Below are 21908 nucleotides of genomic sequence, written 5' to 3' on the forward strand. Positions count from 1 at the left end.
CTCGTCCAGCCCGTCAATTCAGCGCGTTCATTCAGCGCATCAACCCGGCGCATCAACCCGGCGCATCAACCCGGCGCATCAACCCGGCGCATCAACCCGGCGCATCAATCCGGCGCATCAGTCCGGCGCATCAATTCAGCGCATCAACCGCGTCAGATCCAGCCGCCAGGGGTGATGGCCGGCAGGTTCAGGGCCAGCAGCTTGTTGAACAGCCAGAACACAGGCGCCGCGATCAGCACCCCGGTCAGAAGGTCCATCATCAGTTGGCGCAACCCGCCGCCCACCTTGCCCTCCGACCGCCGGATGCCGCGCACGGCCAGCGCAAAGCACAAGGTGCAGGCCAGCACGAAGCCGATGGTGGTGATGAGCATCGCATTGGCCACCACCGCCCCGACCACCCAAGCTGCGGACAGCCAGTCGGCCTTCGGGGCGCCGGACGGCGGCTCCATCTGGCGGAAGCCTCCGGTGCGCGCTTCCCAGATCAGCCAGGCGCCACACAGCAGCAGCACCGCCGCCACCAGCCAGGGCAGCGCGTTGGGCCCGACGCCGCCGTAACCGGCTTCGGAGGGAATGGAGGCGGCGCCCACCGCCATCACGATGCCGATGAGCAGCGCCCCGCCGCCCACCAGGGTCTGGTGCAGCGGGGACGGCGTGGCGGTGGGTGTGGGGTGTGGGGAGACCGGATCCTGCAGGTCCGCATGCGGCGTGCTCATCCCACCATCCCCGACTTGACCATGATGGCGCGCAGCGCGGCGAACTCGCGGTCGACGAAGTCCTCGAACTCCTTGCCGGTGAGCAAGGCGGGGGTCCAGCCGTTCTTTTCCAGGGCCTCAGCCCAGGCCTTGGACTTGGTGGCCTTGACGACCAGGTCGGTCAGCGCCTGGCGCTGTGCCGGCGTGATGCCGGGGGGCGCGTAGACGCCGCGCCAGTTGCCGATCTCGACGTTGTAGCCCAGCTCCTTCATGGTGGGCGCATCCAGGCCCTTGAGGCGCTGCGGCGAGGTGACGGCGATGGGGCGCATCTTGCCGCTCTCGATGTATTGCTGGAATTCGCTGAAGCCGCTGCCGCCGACGGTGACGTTGCCGCCCAGGATGGCCGCAATCGCTTCACCGCCGCCGCGGAAGGCGACGTAGTTGATCTTGGCGGCGTCCACGCCGGTCTCGCGGGCCAGCATGGCGGCCGCGACGTGTTCCGTGGAGCCGCGCGAACCGCCGCCCCACTTGACGCTGCCGGGGTCCTTCTTCATCTGCTCGACCACGTCCTTCATCGTCTTGAGGGGGGAGCTGGCGGGCAGGACAAAGACGTTGTATTCGCTGGTCAGGCGGGCGATGGGGGTGGCCTGGCTAAGGGTGACGGGGGGCTTGCCGGTGATCAGGCCGCCCAGCATGACGGCGCCCATGACCATGAGGGCGTTGGCGTCGCCCTTGCTGGCGTTGACGAACTGGGCCAGGCCGATGGCGCCGGCAGCGCCGCCCTTGTTTTCGAAGGTGACGGTGCTGGCGGCGGCGGCGTCCTGGAGGGCCTTGCCCAGGGCGCGGCCGGTGATGTCCCAGCCGCCACCCGGGTTGGCAGGGACCATGATCTTGAGGTTGCCGGCGGCGCGGGCGGCGGTGGGCAGCAGGCCCAGCGCGGCCAGGGCGGCGGCAGTTTTGAGGAATTCGTCTCTGCGCATGTTTGTTTCTCCGGGTTATCTCTCTGGATATCCTGTCGATCGTCGCCGGTCGTTCGGGGCTCTACCATCCGCAATCCAACGTATTTGGAGCCCCCGGGATTGCGGAATGCCCTGAGAAAGAGCACTTTCCTTGGTGGATTCAGCGTAGGAAAATCGACGGCAATGTCTTCTGCTTCCGCTTCCTCTCGCACCGGCGCCCGCACGTCGTCGGACCTCGACAGCCTTCGGCTGGACAAGTGGCTCTGGGCCGCACGCTTTTATAAAACCCGTTCCATCGCGGTCGAGGAAATCGGCAAAGGCCGCGTCACCATCAACGGCCAAGCCGCCAAAGCCTCCCGCGATGTCCGCCCCGGCGACCTCGTCCGCTTCCGCCAAGGCCAGATCGACCGCGAAGTCAAAGTCGTCGCCATCAGCAGCATCCGCGGCCCCGCCCCCGTCGCCCAGACACTGTACGAAGAAACCCCGGACAGCATCACCGCTCGCGAACGCGCCGCCGAGGCCCGTCGCCTCGCCCCCGAACCCGCCAGCACCATCGAACAAGGCCGGCCCACCAAGCAGGACCGCCGCCGCCTCGCCGAATGGGACCGCTGGTCCGCGTCCATCGACTGACCCATCCGATGACCGATGACGGGAGCCTGCTCGAACGTGCTCCCCCGGGGCCCCTCGTCCGAGGGTCCGCAAACGGCCAGCCGCCCCCGTGGCACCGGCGCCCCATCCGGTTCCCCAAAAAATCTGCGCGCATAGAATCCGGGGCCCCTTGAAACCCGTCGGGACGCCCGCAAATACCGCGCATCGCCCGGTATGGGGGCCAAACCCTCCCCCTCGGGCTTCGTTTTAGGGCCATCAACATGACCACCGAGAACCAAAACATCGACCCGCACTCGCCTGAAGACGCCCAGCCCGTGGACCTCCAAGCCAAGCTGGCCGAGACGGAAAACCGCCTGGCCGAGATGTCCGACGCCTACCTGCGCGCCAAGGCCGAAGTGGAAAACATCCGCCGCCGCGCCGACGAAGACGTCGCCAAGGCCCGCAAGTTCGCCGTCGAAGGCTTCGCGGACGCCATGCTGCCCGTCATGGACAGCATGGAAGCCGCCATCGGCCGCCCCGACGCTTCCGTCGAACAGGTCCTCGAAGGCGTCCACGCCACGCGCCGCCAACTGGCCGCCGCCCTGGAACGCAACAAGGTCGTGGAAATCAACCCGGCCGCCGGCACCAAGTTCGATCCGCACCAGCACCAGGCCATCTCCGTGGTCCCCGCCGACCAGGAAGCCAACACCGTGGTGACCGTCCTCCAGAAGGGCTACTCCATCTACGAACGCGTGCTGCGCCCCGCCCTGGTCACCGTGGCCGCCCCCAAGTGATCTGATCCCAGTCCGGATCTTCAAAAAAAGCCCAAAACCCCCAGATCGATCCTCGGAAACCCGGTTTTCAAGCCAATTGAAGCGTCTTTCAGGGTCGCTGCTCTTGAAACCGCAGAAGTTATCCACAGATCAGAAGCATCCGGATCACACCAATCCCAGAATTCAGGAGTCCTCACATGGCAAAGAAGAAAATCATCGGCATTGACCTCGGCACCACCAACTCGTGCGTCGCGGTCATGGAAGGCAACACCACCCGCGTGATCGAAAACGCGGAAGGCGCTCGCACCACCCCGTCCATCATTGCTTACCAGGAAGACGGCGAAGTGCTGGTCGGCGCCTCAGCCAAGCGCCAGGCCGTGACCAACCCGCGCAACACGCTCTACGCCGTCAAGCGCCTGATCGGCCGCAAGTTCAGCGAGAAGGAAGTCCAGAAGGACATCGACCTGATGCCCTACACCATCGCTGCCGCCGACAACGGCGACGCCTGGGTGGAAGTGCGCGGCAAGAAGCTGGCCCCGCCGCAGGTGTCTGCGGAAGTGCTGCGCAAGATGAAGAAGACCGCCGAGGACTACCTCGGTGAAGAAGTGACCGAAGCCGTCATCACGGTCCCGGCCTACTTCAACGACGCCCAGCGCCAGGCCACCAAGGACGCCGGCCGCATCGCCGGCCTGGACGTCAAGCGCATCATCAACGAACCCACCGCCGCGGCCCTGGCCTTTGGCCTGGACAAGCACGGCGCCGGTGACCGCAAGATCGCCGTGTTCGACCTGGGCGGCGGCACGTTCGACATCTCCATCATCGAGATCGCGGACGTGGACGGCGAGAAGCAGTTCGAGGTGCTGTCCACCAACGGCGACACCTTCCTGGGCGGTGAAGACTTCGACCAGCGCATCATCGACTACATCATCGGCGAGTTCAAAAAGGAACAAGGCGTTGACCTGACCAAGGACGTGCTGGCCCTGCAGCGTCTGAAGGAAGCCGCTGAAAAGGCCAAGATCGAGCTCTCCAACAGCTCGCAGACCGACGTCAACCTGCCCTACATCACGGCAGACGCCACCGGTCCGAAGCACCTGAACATCAAGCTGACCCGCGCCAAGCTGGAGTCGCTGGTGGAAGAGCTGATCGAGCGCACCATCGCCCCCTGCCGCACCGCCATCAAGGACGCTGGCGTGTCGGTGAGCGAGATCGACGACGTGATCCTGGTCGGCGGCATGACCCGCATGCCCAAGGTGCAGGAGAAGGTCAAGGAGTTCTTCGGCAAGGAACCGCGCAAGGACGTCAACCCTGACGAAGCCGTTGCCGTGGGCGCTGCCATCCAGGGCCAGGTCCTGGGCGGCGAACGCACCGACGTGCTGCTGCTGGACGTCACCCCGCTGAGCCTGGGTATCGAAACCCTGGGCGGCGTGATGACGAAGATGATCAAGAAGAACACGACCATCCCGACCAAGTTCAGCCAGACCTTCTCGACCGCTGAAGACAACCAGCCGGCCGTGACCATCAAGGTCTACCAAGGCGAGCGTGAACTGGCGCAGGCCAACAAGAGCCTGGGCGAGTTCAACCTGGAAGGCATTCCGCCCGCACCGCGCGGCATCCCCCAGATCGAGGTGAGCTTCGACATCGACGCCAACGGCATCCTGCACGTCGGCGCCAAGGACAAGGGCACCGGCAAGGAAAACAAGATCACCATCAAGGCGAACTCTGGCCTGTCCGAAGCCGAGATCGAGAAGATGGTGAAGGACGCTGAAGCCAACGCCGCCGAAGACAAGAAGAAGGTCGAACTGGTGACCGCCAAGAACCAGGCCGACGGTCTGGTGCACTCGGTGCGCAAGTCGCTGGCCGAGCACGGCGACAAGCTGGACGCCGGCGAGAAGGACAAGATCGAAGCCGCAGCGGCTGCGCTGGAAGAAGCCATCAAGGGCGAGGACAAGGACGACATCGACGCCAAGTCCGAAGCCCTGATGACCGCCAGCCAGAAGCTGGGCGAGAAGATCTACGCTGAATCGCAGGCAGCCGCCGGTGCGGGCGCGGCCGGTGCCGCGGGCGCCGCAGGGGCCGACTTCGCGCAGGCCGGTCCGGCAGCGGGTGCAGGCGCAGGCGCAGGTGCCTCCAAGCCGGCCGACGACAATGTGGTGGACGCCGAGTTCAAGGAAGTCAAGGACACCAAGTAAGCGTTTCATGCCGACCCTCCCGTCGGCGTGACAGCCCGCCGCGCGAGAGCTGCATGCTTCGCGCGGCGTTTTGGTTTGAAGCTGGATGAGCAGCAGGCCCAGGAAACCCCATGGCAAAGCGTGACTATTACGAAGTCCTAGGCGTCGCCAAGAACGCCAGCGAAGAGGACATCAAGAAGGCTTATCGCAAGCTTGCGATGAAGTACCACCCTGACCGCAACCAGGGTGAAGGCTCGAAGGAAGCCGAGGAGCGATTCAAGGAGGCCAAGGAAGCCTACGAGATGCTCTCCGACGGCCAGAAGCGCGCCGCCTACGACCAGTACGGCCATGCCGGCGTGGACCCCAACGCCGGCGGCTTCCGCGGCGGCCCGGGCGCGGAAGGGTTTGGCGGTTTCGCCGAAGCCTTCGGCGACATCTTCGGCGACCTGTTCGGCGGCGGTGCCGGCGGTGGCGGTGGTCGTCGTGGCGGGGGCCAGCAGGTCTACCGCGGCAGCGACCTGAGCTACGCCATGGAGATCACGCTGGAAGAAGCGGCTCGCGGCAAGGAAACCCAGATCCGCATCCCGTCCTGGGAAAGCTGCGAAACCTGCCATGGCTCCGGCGCCAAGCCCGGCACCAGCGCCAAGACCTGCGGCGCCTGCAGCGGCTCCGGCACAGTGCACATGCGCCAGGGCTTCTTCAGCATCCAGCAGACCTGCCCGCACTGCCACGGCACCGGCAAGATCATTCCCGAGCCCTGCACCACCTGCAACGGCGCCGGCAAGATCAAGAAGACCAAGACGCTGGAAGTCAAGATTCCGGCCGGCATCAACGAAGGCATGCGCATCCGGTCGGCGGGCAACGGCGAGCCGGGCGTCAACGGCGGCCCCTCCGGAGATCTCTACATCGAGATCCGGATCAAGCAGCACGACATCTTCGAGCGCGACGGCGACGACCTGCACTGCACCATGCCGGTCTCGATGACCACGGCCGCCCTGGGCGGCACCATCGAGGTCCCGACCCTGGGCGGCAAGGCCGAGATCGAGCTGCCGGAAGGCTCGCAGCACGGCAAGACCTTCCGCCTGCGGGGCAAGGGGATCAAGGGCGTGCGTTCCAGCTACCCCGGAGACCTCTATTGCCACATCAGCGTGGAAACGCCGGTCAAGCTCACCGAGCATCAGCGCAAGCTGCTCAAGGAGCTGGACAAGAGCTTCCGCGAGGGCGGCGACCGTCACTCGCCCAATGCCAAGTCGTGGACGGACCGGGTCAAGGACCTGTTCAAGTAAGTCGACGGCCACGCGGCTGGCGGTGGATGGGGTGATGGGTCGATCAGGCCTCTCTGCGCGATACGTCTGACGATTTCGTCAACAGCGCACAGTTCGACCGGCCCACCCCCACAAACTCGGGCTAACAAGCTCGGGCATCAGACTGACAATGCAATGGTGATGTCCACCCCGCATTCCGGTCAGTCGTCCCGCGGCTTCTGCCGTCCCGGGCGCCACAGCCCACCGAGTCCAGCCTTGGACGCGGTGGGCTTTTTTGCATCATGAGCTACGCCAACGGAGCTTTCGCCAAGACCCAGGCGCTGGTGATCGACAGCAATGCGACCTCGCGCAGCCTGATGACGGCGCAATTGCGGGAGCTCGGCGTGGGCCATGTCCGTCAGGCCACCCGCACGCGGGATGCGCGGGTGATTCTGGAAACACAGCCCTACGACATCGTGCTGTGCGACTACTACTTCGACGGCTCGGAGCTGTCGGGCCAGGACCTGCTGGACGAACTGCGCCGCGAGCAACTGCTGCCCTACTCCACCGTCTTCGTGATGGTCACCGGCGAGGCGTCCTATGCCAAGGTGGCCGAAGCCGCGGAGGCTGCGCTCGACGCCTATCTGGTCAAGCCCTATACCAGCGCCGCACTGGCCGAGCGGCTCGCCAGCGCCCGTCACCGCAAGCACGAACTCAAGGACATCTTCGAGGCCATCGACGGCAAGGACTTCGGCAAGGCGGCCGACCTGTGCCTGGCCCGCTTCGAATGCCGCGCGGCCTACTGGCTCTATGCCGCCCGCATCGGCGCCGAACTGCTGCTGCGCCTGGAGCGGCATGACCAGGCGCGCGAACTCTACGAGGCCATCATCGCCGCCCGCACCGTGCCCTGGGCCCGGCTGGGGGTCGCCCGCACCGAGGTGGCCTCGGGCAACCTCAGCGCCGCACGGCGGACCCTGCAGACCCTCATCGGCGAGCTGCCGGACCAGGCCGACTCCTACGACCTGATGGGCCGGGTGCAGATGGACCAGGGCGAGATCAGTGCCGCGCTGGCCACCTACCGGACCGCCGCCACCCTCACCCCGGGCTGTCTCTCCCGCCAGCAGCACTGCGGCACCCTTGCCTTTTATGCCGGCGAGCGGGCGGAAGCCCTGAAGATGCTCGAGCGCAGCGTGGCGCAGGGCTTGAAGTCCAAGCTCTTCGACTTCCACAGCGTCGCCCTGATCGCTCTCATGCGCTTTGACGCCAAGGACAGCAAGGGCCTCAAGTACGCGCAGGATGCGCTGATGATGGGCATGGACCGCGCCCCAAAAGACCGCCGCCTGCAGCGCTTTGACCTGCTGCTGCAGGGCCTTCGCCTGCTGCTGGACCGGCGGCTGGCGGATGCGCTGAGCCTGGCCCGCCGGTTTGCCGCCATGCTGCCCGATGAAGACTTCGACCTGGAGTCGGCGAGCCTGCTGCTGGCGCTGTGGGTGCGCATGAGCCGGCAGGACATCGAGCTGGCCGAAATGGACGACATGGCCCAGCGCCTGGGCCTGCGCTTTTGCAGCTCCAAGTCAGCCACCGAAGTGATGGCCAGCATGTCCGAAGGCCACGAACCCACCACGCAGTTGCTGCGCGACGCCCATGCCCGGGTGTTTGCCGTCTCCGAAACGGCGATGCGGCACGCCATGCGCGGTGACGCCCGTCTGGGGGTCATGCTGTTGCTGGACCAGGGCGCGCAGACAATGAATGCGAAACTCATCGACATGGCCGCGCTGGTGCTTCGACGCTACCGGGACCGCATCGCTGACCCGGATGTGCTGGAGCCCCGCATCCAGCAGCTGCAGGACCGTTACGCACGCACCAGCAGCCAGGGCCTGAAGGCGGCCCGGGCCGCAGGCGGCATGGCACTGCGTGGGTGAAGGTCGCACGGTCTATCCGGGTGTACCCAATGACTTCAGTGCATCTTCAGGTGGTCCAATTACAAGCATTAATCGCTCAGACGTCTTCCTTAGTCAATGCTTGCTGATTCCCTGACCCGCCGCGTGAAAGCCGAGCGATCCCCTCTCACGCTGGCCTGGGCCACCGCCCTCTGGATCGGACTGCTGGGCAACTGGCCCCTGTGGCAGCGGATGCTGGATATGCCGGACTTTGCCGGCGCCAGCGGTCGCCTGTTCATCGGCGTGTTCGCCGGCATGGTGGTGATGGTGCTGGGCGCGCTGTTCAGCCTGATGGCCTGGCGGGTGGCGGTCAAGCCGCTGCTGTCGCTGATGCTGATCATGACGGCGCCGTTGGCCTACTTCATCGGCAGCTATGGGGTGGTGATCGACAGCACCATGATCACCAATGCGCTGCAGACCGATGTGCGCGAGACCCGCGACCTGCTGGGCTGGGGCCTGCTGGTGAATGCGCTGGTGCTAAGCGTGCTGCCAATGATCTGGCTGTGGCGCCAGTCGGTGAGGGACACGCGCTGGATCAAGCGCCTGGGCTGGAACCTGCTGTCGGTGGTCGTGGCCCTGGGGCTGGGCGCCGGCCTGGGGGCACTGCGGACCGCCGACCTCGCCTCCACCCTGCGCAATCACAAGATGCTGACCAAGATGGTGAGCCCGGTCAATGCCATCTGGGCCACGGTGGCGCTGGGTGTGCAGAAGCAGAAAGTGCCCAAGGGCCCGCCGGAAGTGGTGGGCGCGGATGCCACGCTGGCAGCGCGTCCAGCGGGCGCCAAGCCGCCGCTGGTCATGCTGGTGGTGGGCGAGACGGCCCGGTCGGAGAATTTCTCGCTGAACGGCTATGCCAAGCCAACCAATCCTGAACTCGCCAAGCTGCCGGTGCTGAGCTACCGGGAGGTGTCGTCCTGCGGCACCAGCACCGCCGCCTCCCTGCCCTGCATGTTCTCGCACCTGGGTCGTGAGGTGTATGTCGACCGTCCGACCTACCAGGAAACCCTGCTGGACGTGCTGCAGCGGGCCGGCCTGGCCGTCCTGTGGCTGGACAACCAGTCCGGCTGCAAGGGCGTGTGTGACCGCGTGCCCAATGCCCAGGCCATCAACCCGGCCCGTGCGGACCACCCGCTGCCCGCCGGTCTGTGCGGCGCGGACGGTGAGTGCTTCGACGAAGCCATGCTGCATGACCTGGATGCGCGCATTGCCGCACTGGACCCGCAGCGGGTCGCCAAGGGTGTGGTGCTGGTGCTGCATCAGATGGGCAGCCATGGCCCGGCTTACTTCAAGCGCACGCCGCCTGACCGCAAGCCCTTCCAGCCGGAATGCCGCAGCAGCGCGCTGCAGCAGTGCCCGCTGGAGGAGGTCCGCAACGGCTACGACAACTCCATCGCCTACACCGACCATGTGCTGGCCCAGGCCATTGGCTGGCTGGACCGTCAGCAAGCGCGTTTCGACCCCAGCCTGCTGTATGTGTCCGACCACGGCGAGTCGCTGGGCGAGAACAACCTGTTCCTGCACGGCATGCCGTATGCACTGGCCCCGGTGCAGCAAAAGCATGTGCCACTGATCCTGTGGCTGCCGCCGTCCACCCGGGCCGCCCAGCGCCTGGACAGCGACTGCCTGACCGCCCGGCGCGACACGCCCATGTCCCATGACGGCCTCTATCACACCGTGCTGAGCCTGTCCGGTGTGCAGACCTCGATCTACCGCAAGGACTGGGATTGGGTGGGGGCCTGCCGGCGCTGATCGCTCCGACGGCTCCGACGGCTGTGACGGCAGCATCCCGGCCGCCGGCTGAGTCGCATCGCACCAAATATCGCCAAATTGCGCCAAATAGCGCCCGCTGCTCGCCGCGGGTGGGTGGCCCCGGCATGGGCTCGCGCTAGCATTCCCCCCAGAGGAGAGCCGACCATGGTGACGACGATCAAGCGCGAGGACTTCTGCTTTCTGGTGGTGGACGACTTTGCCACCATGCGCCGGATCATTTCCGGACTGCTGCGCGAGCTGGGGTTCAAGAAGATCCTGGAAGCGGAAGACGGCAAGGTCGCCCTGCGGGTGCTGGAAGGCGCGCAGGGCTCTGGCGAGCCGGTGCATTTCGTGCTGAGCGACGTCAACATGCCGGTGATGAACGGCTTCCAGATGCTGGAATCGCTGCGCACCCGGCCGGAGGGCGACCCGCTGCAGAAGATTCCCGTCCTGCTGGTGACCGCCGAAGGCCGCAAGGAAGACATCCTGCGGGCCGCTCAGTTGGGCGCCACCGGCTATGTGGTGAAGCCGTTCAACAAGGACACCATCGGGGACAAGATTCACCTGGCGCTGAAGCACCGCAACATTCTGGTGGAATGAGCCAGGCCGCGCTGGCAGGACGCCGGAGCGGGGACGACAAGAGAAAGCCAAATGCAGTTTGAAACCTATTGGGACCGTTGCGGCGTGGCCGCGCAATTCGAGGCCGTGAGCGGCTCGCCGGCGTTTGCCGCGCAGGTGCGCCAGCATCAGGCCGCGCTGGCGGCCCTCACGCAGGCGCAGGCACTGGCAGGCGTGCCGGTGAAGTGGCAGTTCCAGGTGCCCGAGCTGGGGGAAGGCGGCGCCTGCTCCCTGTTCGGACAACTGGCCGCAGAGCCCTATGACCTGACCCGCATCCTGGGCGGTGTCACTGCGCAGACCCAGGCCCTGCTGGCCACCGCCACCGCCGTCACGGCCTACTACCAGCAGCACAGCCGCAGCCACTGGTTCGGCATCTACCAGGCCCGGCCCAACACCGCCGGCGAGCCGGTGCTGGTGAAACTGGCGTATTTCGGCGCGGAGAGCCGGGCGGAGTTTCCGCTGACCGAAGCCTTTGCCCAGGGCAGCAACAACAGCGCCGTCGGCCTGAGCGGGCGCGGCCGCATCATCAACGACGTGGCGGCCTATGTCGCCGAGGGCGGCGGCTACTACACCTGCGATCCGAAGGTGAAGGCCGAAGCCTGCCTGCCGCTGTTCAATGCCGCAGGTCAGGTCATCGGCATCCTCGACTCGGAGGCCTTTGACACCGGCTTCTTCCAGGGCGATGAGCTGGCCCTGGTGGTGGCCGTGGCCGCGCAGCTGTCGGGAGACAGTGTGGTGGCTGAGTCGGCAGTGCCGGTTGCCTGACGAGAGCGGTCGCGGCTGCATGACGATGGTGGTGCCTGCTGCGTGAGCGCGGTGCCTGCTGCGTGAGCGCGGTGCCCGCTGCGTGACGAAGGCGGATCCGACTAGCCGCGCGCCGCCGCCTCAATGGCGGCGACATCGATCTTCGTCATCGACATCATTGCTTCGAAGGCGCGGCGCCCCACCGCCTTGTCCGGATCGGCCAGGGCCTCGATGAGCACCCGCGGGGTGATCTGCCAGTTCAGGCCCCAGCGGTCCTTGCACCAGCCACAGGCGCTGGCCTGGCCGCCATTGCTGAGGATCGCGTTCCAGAGACGGTCGGTTTCGGCCTGGTCGTCGGTGGCGATCTGGAAGGAAAACGCCTCGGAATGGGTGAACGCCGGGCCGCCATTGAGGCCGATGCAGGGAATGCCGCAGACGGTGAAGGACACCGTCAGCACGTCGCCCGCCTTGCCGGCGGGATAGTCGCTGGGCGCCAGGAAGACGCCGTCCACACGGCTGTCCGGAAAAGTCCTGGCGTAGAACTCGGCCGCTTCCTGCGCGGTGCCGTCATACCAGAGGCAGATGGTGTTCTTGGGGATGGCGGTGGCCATGGAAGCGTCTCCTTGTCAGGTTGGATCGAACCGACATCGGCGAGTGTCCTGGGATGGGCGCTGATCGTCACTCACCCATCGGCAGCCCCCCTTCGGAAGGTAGCTCGCAACAGTCCGGTCATGCGATGCTAGGCCCCGCTGTGACGCCCGTCTGTCCCCCAAGCCATCCGCAGTGATGGCGCAGCCGCGGCAGCCACGGACGACCGCTTTCATTCAGATCAGGGAGATCACGTTGAAACCGATGCTGTCTTTGATGAAGTTGCTGCCAGTCCTAAGGGCCGTAAGGGCACTTACGGCCCTCACGGCGATAACGACCCTGCTGGGCGTGGCCCCAGCGGCCCGGGCTGCAAACTGCGAGATGGAGCCGATGACGCTCCCGGTACGCCTGGTGGAGCACCGCGCGGTGGCCACGGTCACGGTGAACGGGCAGCCGCTGGACATGCTGGTGGACAGCGGTGCGTCGGTCAGCATCTTGCCCGCCGCCACGGCCGAGCAACTCAAGCTCACGCTCCACATGATGCCCTTCGGCACCTACATGTATGGCCACACCGGTTCCATGGAAGCCAACCGGACCTGGGTGAAAACGCTGGGCTTCGGCAGCGCGGAACTGAAGAACGTGCTGTTCGTGGTGGGCGGCCATGAGCATGGGAACGGCATCCAGGGCATCCTGGGCCGCAACATCCTGGCCCTCGGGGACACCGAATACGACCTGGCCCACGGCATCGTCCGCCTGGTCTTTCCCAAGGGGGACTGCGAAGCGGTGAGCATGGCCTACTGGGCCAAGGACGCGCCCGTCATCGTCGCCCGGTTCGCCCCCCAGCCCCGTGGCGGAAGCGATGCCGCACGGGTGCAGGTCAAGGTCAATGGCGTGCCGATGACGGCGCTGATGGACACCGGCGCGCCGTCCACCAGTATTGCTTTGTCGTCCGCCCGCAAGGCCGGCCTGCAGGAAGGCGCCATGACGCCGTTCGGGCGGGCCGCAGGCCTGGGCGAGGACAAGGCACGACGCTGGCTGGCCGATTTCGACAGTTTCCAGATCGGCGGCGAGACCCTCACCCACCAGCGGCTGTTGGTGGACGACGTGGAAAACGACCACTACGACCTGCTGCTGGGGCTGGACTACTTCCTCGCTCACCGCGTGTATGTGTCGCGCCTGCAAGGCAAGGTGTACGCTACCTGGAATGGCACCGGGGTCTTCGCGCAGTACCCCGGCGCCGCTCGCACTGAATGGGATACCCGTTTTGCCCTGACGCCAGACGCCATCGCGCCGGATGATGCGGACGGTTTGGCCCGACGCGGAATGGCGTTGCAGACCCAGGGCAAGCCCCGGGAAGCCCTGGAGGACCTGAACCGTGCCATTGCGCTGAAGCCGGAAGAAGCGCAATACCGCCTCGCGCGGGCGCGGGTGCATCAGGCCCTGCGACAGAGCAAGGAGGCGCTGGTCGATGTGGGCGAAGCGCTGCGCCTGGACCCGGCCCTCCATACGGCCAGACTGCTGCGCGCCGAACTCATTGCCGCCAAGCCGGACCGAGCAGCGGCCTTGGCCGACCTGCGGCAACTGGACGCGCAATTGCCGCCCACGGCCGGCGAGCGGGCCGACATGGGTGACCTGTACGCCAGCCTGGACCAGAAGGATGACGCCCTGCGGCAATATCAGCTGTGGCTGGCCAGCCATGGCAACGACCTCCGCCAGGCCCGGGTTTTCAACCAGCGCTGCTGGCTGCGCGCACGCACCGGCACGGAACTGGCCGATGCGCTGCAAGACTGCCAAAGTGCCCTGAAGAAAGATGGCGACGTGGCGCTGTTCCACTCGACGCTGGGGTGGGTCTACCTGCGACAAGGCGATGCCAGCAAAGCGATCAGCGCCTTCAATGCGGCCATTGAAAAGGATGGCCGCCTGAGCTGGGCCTACTTCGGGCGCGCGCTGAGCGAATGGCGTCAGCAGGACAACGTCAGCGCGGATCGAGACCTGGAGAAGGCCCGTCAATTGCGCCCTGGCATTGACGAAGCGGTGAAACGCGCCGGCTTCGAGGTGCCGCCGGCATGGACGCGGCCGGCAAGCTGAGCGAGCATCGATGCCGTCAAAACCAGGGCGGGATGCGGTCAGGCCGATGTCACCGGTGGCGCCACCACTCCCGGCACCACCTCCCGCTGCCAGCACGGCCCTGCATCGTCGATCTTGACGTAGGCACCGGCGCGGAATCCAGCGGCCTGCAGCGCCTCCACCGCAGTCTGCGCCGCCGGACCGGTGCGGCCGATACAGCCGCACGATGCGTCATCCATCAGCGACGCATACAGCGGCAGCGCCGGCAGCAGGTCGGCCAGATCGCGTCGCCACTTCGGCCCCACGCCGGGCGCCTGGCCCTGCTCCGGCAGGAACCGCTCGCCCAGCCCGCGCCAGAACGGCGACTGTCCCTTCGGATCCCGGTGGCCTTGCAGCTCCACATAAAAGGTCGTTGGCACCGCCTCAGGTGCCGGTGACGTCGCTAGCGCAGGTGACGCCGATGCCGCCGTGGACGTCGTTGACCTCGCCGACGTCGGGGATGCCAAGCCCATCGATCCCCCCACAATCGCCTGCAGCAGATGCCCCAGCTTCAGCGCCCCCTCCTGCGCCTCGGGGTCCACGGCCAGGTCGGTGATCTCGGTGGCATCACACAGGTCGTTGCCCATCAGCAGAATCTGCTGCGGGTTGTAGAGCTGCAGCTCATCGCTGACATGCACCAGCTTGCCCACTCGGAAATGGAAGCGCAGTCCATCACTGGCCGCACTGGCCTGCGCCGGTGGCAGCGTGACGGCAGGCAGCGCTGGCACCACCCGCGCACAGGCGAGCGGCCGGTCCCGCGCCGGGTCCACCAGCACCCACAAGGACTGGCCCGCGCCCAGGCTCATCGACAGCGGCTCGCCCAGCTGATTTCGCCAGCCGCTCATCAAAGTGCGCCATGAGGTCGGCCACGCTGCCTGACTGTCCACACGTTCAAGCCTCATCACCGTCCTCCTGCGCGACATCGTCCAGTTGCAGCGGCGTCACGTCCACCCGCTCCCCGGCCTTCACCCCGAGCCGCCGCGCCGCCTCGCTGTCGGCCGGCAAAGTCCCGCTCGTCGGCAGCAGACCCAGGCAGGCCCGGAACGAGCAACGGTCTCCCGCCACCATGAGGCCCCAGGCCGGAGGCGCATCGGCCGATCGGGCCTGCGCTCTTGGCCGCTCCTGGTCAAGACCCGGGCGTTGACTCGAGACCTTATTCGAGCCGCTACTTCCGCCATCAAGCGGACCTTGCCCCGCCCCAGCCCCTTGCACCGTGAGGCTCCTCGCCGCGCGCACCGTGGCGATCTGGTCCAGATGCGCCACCACCGTCGGCCCGGCGTCAAACACATCCACGTAGGTATCCGCTTCAAAGCCCTCCCGGAACAGGATCTCAAAGGGCAACTGCCCAACCGGATGCAACTGCCCGATGCTCATCTGCGCCGCCGGCGGCAGCAGTCCCACATACACCGGCGTGCGGGGCATCAAATCGGCAATCAGCGACCGGCTGCGACCCTCGCTGACGCGCTCCGCCTCCGGATAACTCATCTTGAAGAATCGCTCACCCACCGCCGACCAGAACGGCGAATGCCCCTCCCCATCGGAGATGCCGGGCATCTCGGCCGCCACGCGTGGACCCGGGAACCGATCCGCGAAGCGCCGGATGAACAGCAAACGCGCCCGCGACAGGAGCTCCGGCGCCACCGTGTCCTCGAACTCGGGTTCGATGAAGAACGACGTGAGCAGCGTCGAGCCGGTGAGGTCATGGCACAAGTGCAGCGTGTGCATCCGCTTGTTCACATGCAGCCCCTTGGAGGCATGCACCATGAATTCATTGCGGTAGCTGTAGAAGCGTTCCCGGAATCCCGCGCTGGCGGCGATGCCGCTGCAGCCAATCACCCTGCCCTGCCACTCCAGCAGGAACAGGTAGGACTCCTCCCCGCTGGCCACGTCTTCGGACTGGAAGGACTGCTCGGCCAGTTCCAGCCGTCGCAGCAGCCGCTGCGGGTTTTTGGGCAGCGAGCCGATGCCGTGCACGCTGGAGGCGGCAATCCGCTCCAGCGCCGGCAGATCGGCCACGCCCGCCGGGCGCAGCCACAGGTCTTGCGGATTCATGAACCCTCTCCTGGATCACGGGCGGAGGCCTCGGTCGGTCCGCCGGGCGAGCGTTCCTCGCGGGGCGTACGGCCGAAGCGGGCCTTGTAGGCATTGGAAAAATGCGGTCCCGACGAGAACCCGCAGCTCAGCCCCACCTGCAGGATGGACTGGCCGCTCTGCAGCAGCAGCCGGCGCGCCCGCTGAAGCCGCAACTCCAGGTAATGGCGGGAGGGCAGCGTGTCGAGATGCCGCTTGAACAGGCGCTCGAGCTGACGGCGGGACACGCCGCACAGCCGGGCCACGTCCTCGGTGGGAAGCGGCTCGCCCAGGTTGGCTTCCATCAGCGCCAGGGCCTCCCTCAGCTTGGGGCTGGCGGTCTGGCTCAGGCGGTTGGGACGCGGCTGGGATTCATCACCGGGCCGGCCCCGCTCCAGGCCCAGCAGCGGGGCGAGGTCGGGCAGCAGGTGGTCGCCATGACGCTCTCCGATCCAGGCCAGCAAGGCGTCGATCAGCGCAGTGCCGCTGGTGGCAGTTAGCACGAGCGTGCCAGGCGCTGCGGGCGAGCTGACGTGACTGACAGCAGCGCCTGCATGGGTGCCCGCGGATCCGCCATGGGGAGCCGCAGATCCGGCATGGATGCCTGCGGAGCCGGCGTGGATCCCTGAAGCGCCGACTTGGGATCCCATCGCTCCGACATGGGTGCCCGCAGCGGCGATGTGGGCCGTCGCACTGGTCCACAGCTGCGTCGTCCACAGCACCTGCGGATATTCGGCTTGAAGCGCTTCCGCGCTGCTCCACGGGCAGGCCGCGCGCAGGCCATCCAGCAGCCCCGCCTGAGCCAGCAGACTCACCGCGCTGCCGCTGGCGCACAGGGTGCAGCCCTGGCTCGCCAGACTGCGCAGCGCGTCGATCATCGGGCCGCTGTCCGACGGCGCCAGTCCGGCCCCATCAAAGCCAATGTCGATATGGGCTTCCTGCCCCACCAGCACCATCAGCCCCCAGGGCGACTCGACCCGCAGCGGCTCGGTCTCCACCCGCAGGCCGGCACTGCCGGTCATGGCGCCGCCCCGGAGCGACACCACCCGCGGCGCCAGCAGATAGGGTTGGTCGAGCAGATCGGCCACGGCCTGGAGCGTGGACAGCGCCGCGCCCAACGCCAATGCCGAACACCCTGGCAGAACCAGGGCCGCGGTCGGGGCGTAGCGGGAGTCACTCATGGGCGGGCAGCATGCACGCCGCACTGTAGCGCGGCCGCGGTACTCACCATCCCACCCATTGCGGGGCCAGCATCGGCACGGCCAGCATGATCAGCGCCAGCACCACGAAGGCCAGTTGCAAGGGCAGCATCCATCGCACCCAGCGGCCGAATGGAATGCGGGCCAGGCTCAGCACCCCCACGGTGATGCCGGAGGTCGGGATGATGGGCGTGGTCAGTTCTCCAAACTGGAAGGCCAGGATGGCGCTCTGACGGCTGACATTCACCAGGTCACTCAGCGGCGCCATCACCGGCATGGTCAGCGCGGCCTGGCCGGTCCCGCTGTGGATGAAGAAATTGATGACGGACTGGATGCCGAACATCTTGTAGAGCGACAGCGTCGCATGCTCGGACGCCACCAGCGGCGCCAGGCTGTGCAGCAGGCTGTCGATGATCTGCGCGTCCCGCATCAGCACCACCGTGCCCTTGGCCAGCGCAATCACGAGCGCCGTCCCTGCCAGGTCCTTGGCCCCGGCCAGGAAGTGCTGCACCCAGGACTCGGCGCCCATGCGGGCCAGCACGCCCACCAGGATGGCCATCGCCAGGAAGACGGCGGCAATCTCCTCGATGTACCAGCCGTACTTCACCACGCCCACCATCATCGTCACCAGCGTGCCGGCAAAGGCCAGCAGCACCAGGCGCTGCCGCATCTGGATGCCGGTGAAGGCGCGCATGGCCGCCAGGTCCAGGTCGGCGCGGCGCTGCTGGTCGTCCTCGAAACAGGCGCTGGCCTGCGGATGCCGACGAATGCGGGCCGCATGCCACATCAGGAAGGCAATGGTGACGCCGGTGAACAGCACCCAGCACACGAAGCGGTAGCCCAGCCCCGAGAAGAGCGGCAGCCCGGCCAGCCCCTGGGCCACACCGACGTTGAAGGGATTGAGGAAGGCGGTGGCGAATCCCACCTGGGACCCAACAAACGGGATGGCCACGCCGATGAAGGTGTCGTAGCGCAGGGCAAGCGCCAGCGGCACGAAGATCAGCACGAAAGGAATGGCTTCCTCCGCCATGCCGAAGGTCGCCCCGCCCAGCGAGAACAGCCCGACAAAGCCGGGGATCAGCAGCGCCCGCACCAGGGCGGAGCGTTCATGCGCTTTCGCCACCGACTTGATCAGCGCATCGATGGCCTGGGTGGCCTGCAGCACTGCAAAGGCGCCGCCCACGATCAGCACGAAGCCGATGATCAGTCCCGCTTCCACAAAGCCCTTGATCGGTGCCATCAACACCGCGGCTGGCCCCTGCGGATGACTGGGCACAGCCTGATAGGAACTGGGGTCGATCACCGGCTTGCCGTCCACCATGACCGTGGCGTACTTGCCGCCGGGCACGAACCAGGTGAGCAGCGCGATCAGCACCAGCAGGCCGAAGATCAACACGAAGGTGTTGGGCAGCTTCAGCCGACGGAGGAAGGACGGCGGGGGCTGGCCCGCGTCGATGCGCCGTGGTGGGTCACCAGCGGCGGACGCGGAGATCGAGGACGGCGGCGTGGACGCGGCGTGCAGGGTGGGTGGCGTCATGGGGCACCTGGAAGGCGGTCAATGGATTGGGAGGGACCAGAGAGGGGACAGTGACAAGGCAATGGGACGACATCAGCGTGAACGGGAGCGCCTCACGCGCCGAGCCCCGCAAGAGCCCCTCCCATCAAGGTGACAGCAACGGCCCCGCCCGATACGGCGTCGGCCCGGCGATCTTGGCCAGCCGCATGCCGCGCGTGACCCAGCGCCGTGCGATCCGGGCAAACAGCACCCCGTCGACCTCCGCCCGGACGGGCACGCGCAGGCGGCTGGCCGGGTCCACGATCTCGGCGACGCAATCGCCGGCCGCCACCCGCTCACCGAGCTGCCGCAGGAAGACCAGAATGCCGCTGCCCGGCGCCACCAGCGGCTGCACGCCCGCGAGAGGCGTGGCCGCGCAGCGCGGGGCAGGCAGCATCGCCGCCGGTCCCGCGACATGGCCGGTGTCCTGCAGAAACTCGATCAGGCCCTGGGCGTCCTGGACGGCCAAGCCATCTTCCACGTCCGTCTCCCCGCGCAACTCCACGGTCGCCGCAAAGCAGCCGGCCGTGAGCGGATGCTCTGGCCCGAAGCGCTCAGGCAGTTCCCACCAGTGGCGAGAGAGCGATTCGTCGAAGGGATCGTCCCCCGAGCATTCGCACAGCAGCAGCGCCTTGGCCCCCAGCCGCTGCGCCAGCAGCCGTGCGGTGGACGCCTGCGGCGTGCCTGCATACACATGCAGACAGGCCTGATGGTCGCAGTGCAGGTCCAGCGCAATGTCGGCATCCACGGCCAACTGCTGGAGCAACTGCTTGAGCGCCTCGGTCTCGGTCTGCGGGGAAAGATCGGCCAGCACCTGCTGCGCCGCCTCGCGCACCCATTGCGTGTTCATCGCTGCATCCGGCCCCAGCAGCGGCTGCACCCGCTCCGCGATACGCGCCGTCAGATGCTGGAACTGTCGATTGAAGTTGATGCCGGAGGCCTGGTCAAAGCGCCCGAAGTGGCTGCCCTGCACCGTCTGGGACAGCCCGATCGGATTGGCCATCGGCACCAGCACGATTTCCCCGGCAATGGCCCCGGTCTCCTCCAGGCCCTGGAGCATGGCCTGCAGATGGTGGGCCACCAGCATGGCCGGAACCTCGTCCGCATGCAGCGAGGCCTGCAGATAGACCTTGCGCCCGCTCATGCGCTGGCCGAAATGCAGGCTGGTCACCACACGCCGGGTGCCGCGCGAGGCGCCAGGCAATTCATGGTCACGGACTTCCATGCTCAAGGCCTCCCGGTCGGCGACGAGGCCGGCAGCGGAGCGCCCTGTGGCGCCACGATCGGGACGTACAGGGGGCTGTTCACCCGCACCGGCCGCACGTCCAGGTGGACGTTCACCACGGTGTAGTCCTCGCCGCCGAAGGCGCCGGTGAACCAGCCCCGGGTGCCCGGACCCTTGTACAGGCGGAACTCAAAACCGGGCTGCCCCCGCACCTCACCCTGCGGCCCCAGCCGTGCGGCGAGTCCCCGCAGCTCGGAGGCCGGGCTGTCGAGCAGTTGCGCCATGGCCTGCGCGATGGTGTTGTCGCCCAGGATGTCCGGATAAAACGGCTCGTTCTTGAAATAGGGTTTGAAGTCCGATGCGGCAGGATCGATCGGGCTGCTGCTGCGCTTGGCCTCGGACGCAGTGACCACACCGGTCTTCAGATCGATCCGGTCCCCACGCTCCAGGTAACTGAGCCGCGCATTCTGCAGATTGAAGGCGCCCAGGGTGCTGTCGGTGCGGGCGTCGCGAAGGTCCACGAACAAGGCGCCGCGTGCGCCGATCACCTCGGCCTGATGGCCCTTGATGACCGCCGCGCTGTTTTCCTCGATGCCCAGCCCCACGCGCAAGCCTTGCGCCACCATCAGCGGCAGCATGCGGCCGATGCGGCCTCGCTTGAGGAAGTGCTGGTCGATGAACAGGTCCGGCCCGACGAATCCGAGCCCCTGGTCGATCTCGCGGCCCGGTCGCAGTTGTCCGCCCAGCACCTCCATCACATCCTGCGCATCGCGGAACATCACGCGGCTCATGATGGCCGCGCCCGCACTGGTGCCGGCCACCACGCCGCCGCGGCGATAGACGTCCCAGATGGCATCGAGCATCGGCGTGGGCTTGCCGCCAGGCTGGAAGGTGGCGGTGATGTGTTCCTGCGCGCCGCCTGAGAAGAACACGCCGCGCGCCGACCGGACCTTGTCCAGCAGGACCGGGTCGCGCAGCGCGGCAGCCAGTTGATCCGCGGGCAGTTGCGGCGTGATGGCCAGGGCCTCGGCCCTGGCTCCTCGCCGGTTCAGCGCCTCCACAATCTGGGCTGCCGAGCGCGCGGGATTGGCCGCCGCCGTGCCGAAGACCACGAAGCGCGCCTGCGGCCCACCGGCTTCATCCACCACGCGTTGCCACACGCTGTCGTTGTCGAACTTGAGCGCACCGCCGATGACGACGGCGGTCTGCGCCTGCGCCAGCGTGCTGCCCAGCAGCAGCGCCGCACCCAGCGCCCACCGGGCACGATGCCGCAATGGGGCCCACGAGGAGCCCGACGACAAGCGCCATGACGAGCCCCACGAGGAGCACCGCGACGAGCACCGCAAGTCATGCCCCGTGCGCTGCGAGCTGAGACGCCGCACGCCGCCAAGATCAGCACCGGCCGTTGACCGCCGGGCGCTCCACAAAGAACTGCAAGAGATGTGCATGGCCCCATGGTGCAACCGCGCCGGGGGAATGCAGACAGGGTTGCACCTGAGTGGTGAATTCCCTGCAAGGCTTTGTCGCAATGCTGCAAGCAGGTGGTGCAGGCCACGACGCGGCTGCGGGGCCGTTGTCGCGCCGCTTGCAGCGAAGCGACGCCGTCTTGCGTTGGAGCGACGGCCTCACCAAAACCCGATGTGTCGCGGTGGACACCGACTTCTAGAGTGCATCGCAAGGACGGCACGGC

The 21908-nt window shown here is 67.0% G+C and carries 18 protein-coding genes; 9 read left to right on the forward strand and 9 right to left on the reverse strand.

The features are described from left to right. Positions 1 to 152: 152 nt before the first annotated feature. On the reverse strand, positions 153 to 713 hold the full coding sequence (locus tag DES44_RS22530; protein WP_058934409.1) for a tripartite tricarboxylate transporter TctB family protein: 561 nt from the start codon (positions 711 to 713) through the stop codon (positions 153 to 155). Beyond that, on the reverse strand, positions 710 to 1672 hold the full coding sequence (locus tag DES44_RS22535; protein ID WP_058934408.1) for a tripartite tricarboxylate transporter substrate binding protein: 963 nt from the start codon (positions 1670 to 1672) through the stop codon (positions 710 to 712). The genes DES44_RS22530 and DES44_RS22535 overlap by 4 nt, the downstream gene beginning before the upstream one ends. Positions 1673 to 1834: 162 nt before the next feature. On the opposite strand from DES44_RS22535, the gene DES44_RS22540 reads away from it, so the two are divergent. The 8 genes from DES44_RS22540 to DES44_RS22575 all read left to right on the forward strand — a co-directional run bounded on the left by DES44_RS22540 (position 1835) and on the right by DES44_RS22575 (position 11496). Beyond that, a complete protein-coding gene (locus DES44_RS22540; RefSeq protein WP_058934407.1) occupies positions 1835 to 2281 on the forward strand; it encodes an Hsp15 family ribosome-associated heat shock protein in 447 nt (148 codons plus the stop codon). 239 nt (positions 2282 to 2520) lie between these two features. Beyond that, positions 2521 to 3033 (forward strand): nucleotide exchange factor GrpE, encoded by a 513-nt coding sequence (gene grpE, locus DES44_RS22545; RefSeq protein WP_058934406.1) that lies wholly within the window; start codon positions 2521 to 2523, stop codon positions 3031 to 3033. A gap of 176 nt (positions 3034 to 3209) precedes the next feature. Then, the gene (gene dnaK / locus DES44_RS22550) at positions 3210 to 5201 is read left to right on the forward strand and encodes a molecular chaperone DnaK (RefSeq protein WP_058934405.1); all 1992 of its coding nucleotides are present in this window, start codon (positions 3210 to 3212) and stop codon (positions 5199 to 5201) included. Between the two features lie 110 nt (positions 5202 to 5311). After that, positions 5312 to 6466, forward strand: coding sequence for a molecular chaperone DnaJ (gene dnaJ / locus DES44_RS22555; RefSeq protein WP_058934404.1), 1155 nt, complete (start codon positions 5312 to 5314; stop codon positions 6464 to 6466). A gap of 260 nt (positions 6467 to 6726) precedes the next feature. Further along, on the forward strand, positions 6727 to 8346 hold the full coding sequence (locus DES44_RS22560; RefSeq protein ID WP_058934403.1) for a response regulator: 1620 nt from the start codon (positions 6727 to 6729) through the stop codon (positions 8344 to 8346). A 96-nt stretch (positions 8347 to 8442) separates the two neighbouring features. After that, positions 8443 to 10113, forward strand: coding sequence for a phosphoethanolamine transferase (locus DES44_RS22565; protein ID WP_058934402.1), 1671 nt, complete (start codon positions 8443 to 8445; stop codon positions 10111 to 10113). Positions 10114 to 10278: 165 nt separating this feature from the next. Continuing rightward, positions 10279 to 10713, forward strand: coding sequence for a response regulator (locus DES44_RS22570; RefSeq protein ID WP_058934401.1), 435 nt, complete (start codon positions 10279 to 10281; stop codon positions 10711 to 10713). 51 nt (positions 10714 to 10764) lie between these two features. After that, positions 10765 to 11496: a GAF domain-containing protein gene (locus DES44_RS22575; RefSeq protein WP_058934400.1), complete on the forward strand. Its 732-nt coding sequence runs from the start codon at positions 10765 to 10767 to the stop codon at positions 11494 to 11496. 101 nt (positions 11497 to 11597) lie between these two features. Here DES44_RS22575 and DES44_RS22580 read toward each other — a convergent pair whose 3' ends face one another. After that, positions 11598 to 12086: a VOC family protein gene (locus DES44_RS22580; protein ID WP_058934399.1), complete on the reverse strand. Its 489-nt coding sequence runs from the start codon at positions 12084 to 12086 to the stop codon at positions 11598 to 11600. A gap of 367 nt (positions 12087 to 12453) precedes the next feature. Between DES44_RS22580 and DES44_RS22585 the strand changes: the two genes are divergently transcribed. Beyond that, positions 12454 to 14151: an aspartyl protease family protein gene (locus tag DES44_RS22585; RefSeq protein ID WP_170156732.1), complete on the forward strand. Its 1698-nt coding sequence runs from the start codon at positions 12454 to 12456 to the stop codon at positions 14149 to 14151. A 38-nt stretch (positions 14152 to 14189) separates the two neighbouring features. Here DES44_RS22585 and DES44_RS22590 read toward each other — a convergent pair whose 3' ends face one another. The 6 genes from DES44_RS22590 to DES44_RS22615 form a co-directional block, all read right to left on the reverse strand. After that, a complete protein-coding gene (locus tag DES44_RS22590) occupies positions 14190 to 15014 on the reverse strand; it encodes an arginine N-succinyltransferase (protein WP_058934397.1) in 825 nt (274 codons plus the stop codon). Positions 15015 to 15060: 46 nt separating this feature from the next. After that, a complete protein-coding gene (astA, locus tag DES44_RS22595; RefSeq protein WP_058934396.1) occupies positions 15061 to 16221 on the reverse strand; it encodes an arginine N-succinyltransferase in 1161 nt (386 codons plus the stop codon). Next, positions 16218 to 17420, reverse strand: coding sequence for a GlxA family transcriptional regulator (locus DES44_RS22600; RefSeq protein WP_083525437.1), 1203 nt, complete (start codon positions 17418 to 17420; stop codon positions 16218 to 16220). Before DES44_RS22600 ends, astA begins: the two co-directional genes overlap by 4 nt. A 43-nt stretch (positions 17421 to 17463) precedes the next feature. After that, positions 17464 to 18975 carry a YfcC family protein gene (locus tag DES44_RS22605; RefSeq protein WP_083525436.1) on the reverse strand — a complete coding sequence of 504 codons (1512 nt, stop codon included), beginning with the start codon at positions 18973 to 18975 and terminating at the stop codon, positions 17464 to 17466. 124 nt (positions 18976 to 19099) lie between these two features. Continuing rightward, entirely contained in the window at positions 19100 to 20218 is a 1119-nt protein-coding gene (locus tag DES44_RS22610) for a succinylglutamate desuccinylase/aspartoacylase family protein (protein ID WP_058934394.1), read from the reverse strand. Between the two features lie 2 nt (positions 20219 to 20220). Beyond that, the gene (locus DES44_RS22615) at positions 20221 to 21492 is read right to left on the reverse strand and encodes a cyanophycinase (protein ID WP_058934393.1); all 1272 of its coding nucleotides are present in this window, start codon (positions 21490 to 21492) and stop codon (positions 20221 to 20223) included. Positions 21493 to 21908 lie beyond the last annotated feature (416 nt).

Source organism: Roseateles depolymerans, assembly GCF_003387155.1.
Taxonomy (GTDB): Bacteria; Pseudomonadota; Gammaproteobacteria; order Burkholderiales; family Burkholderiaceae_C; genus Roseateles; species Roseateles depolymerans.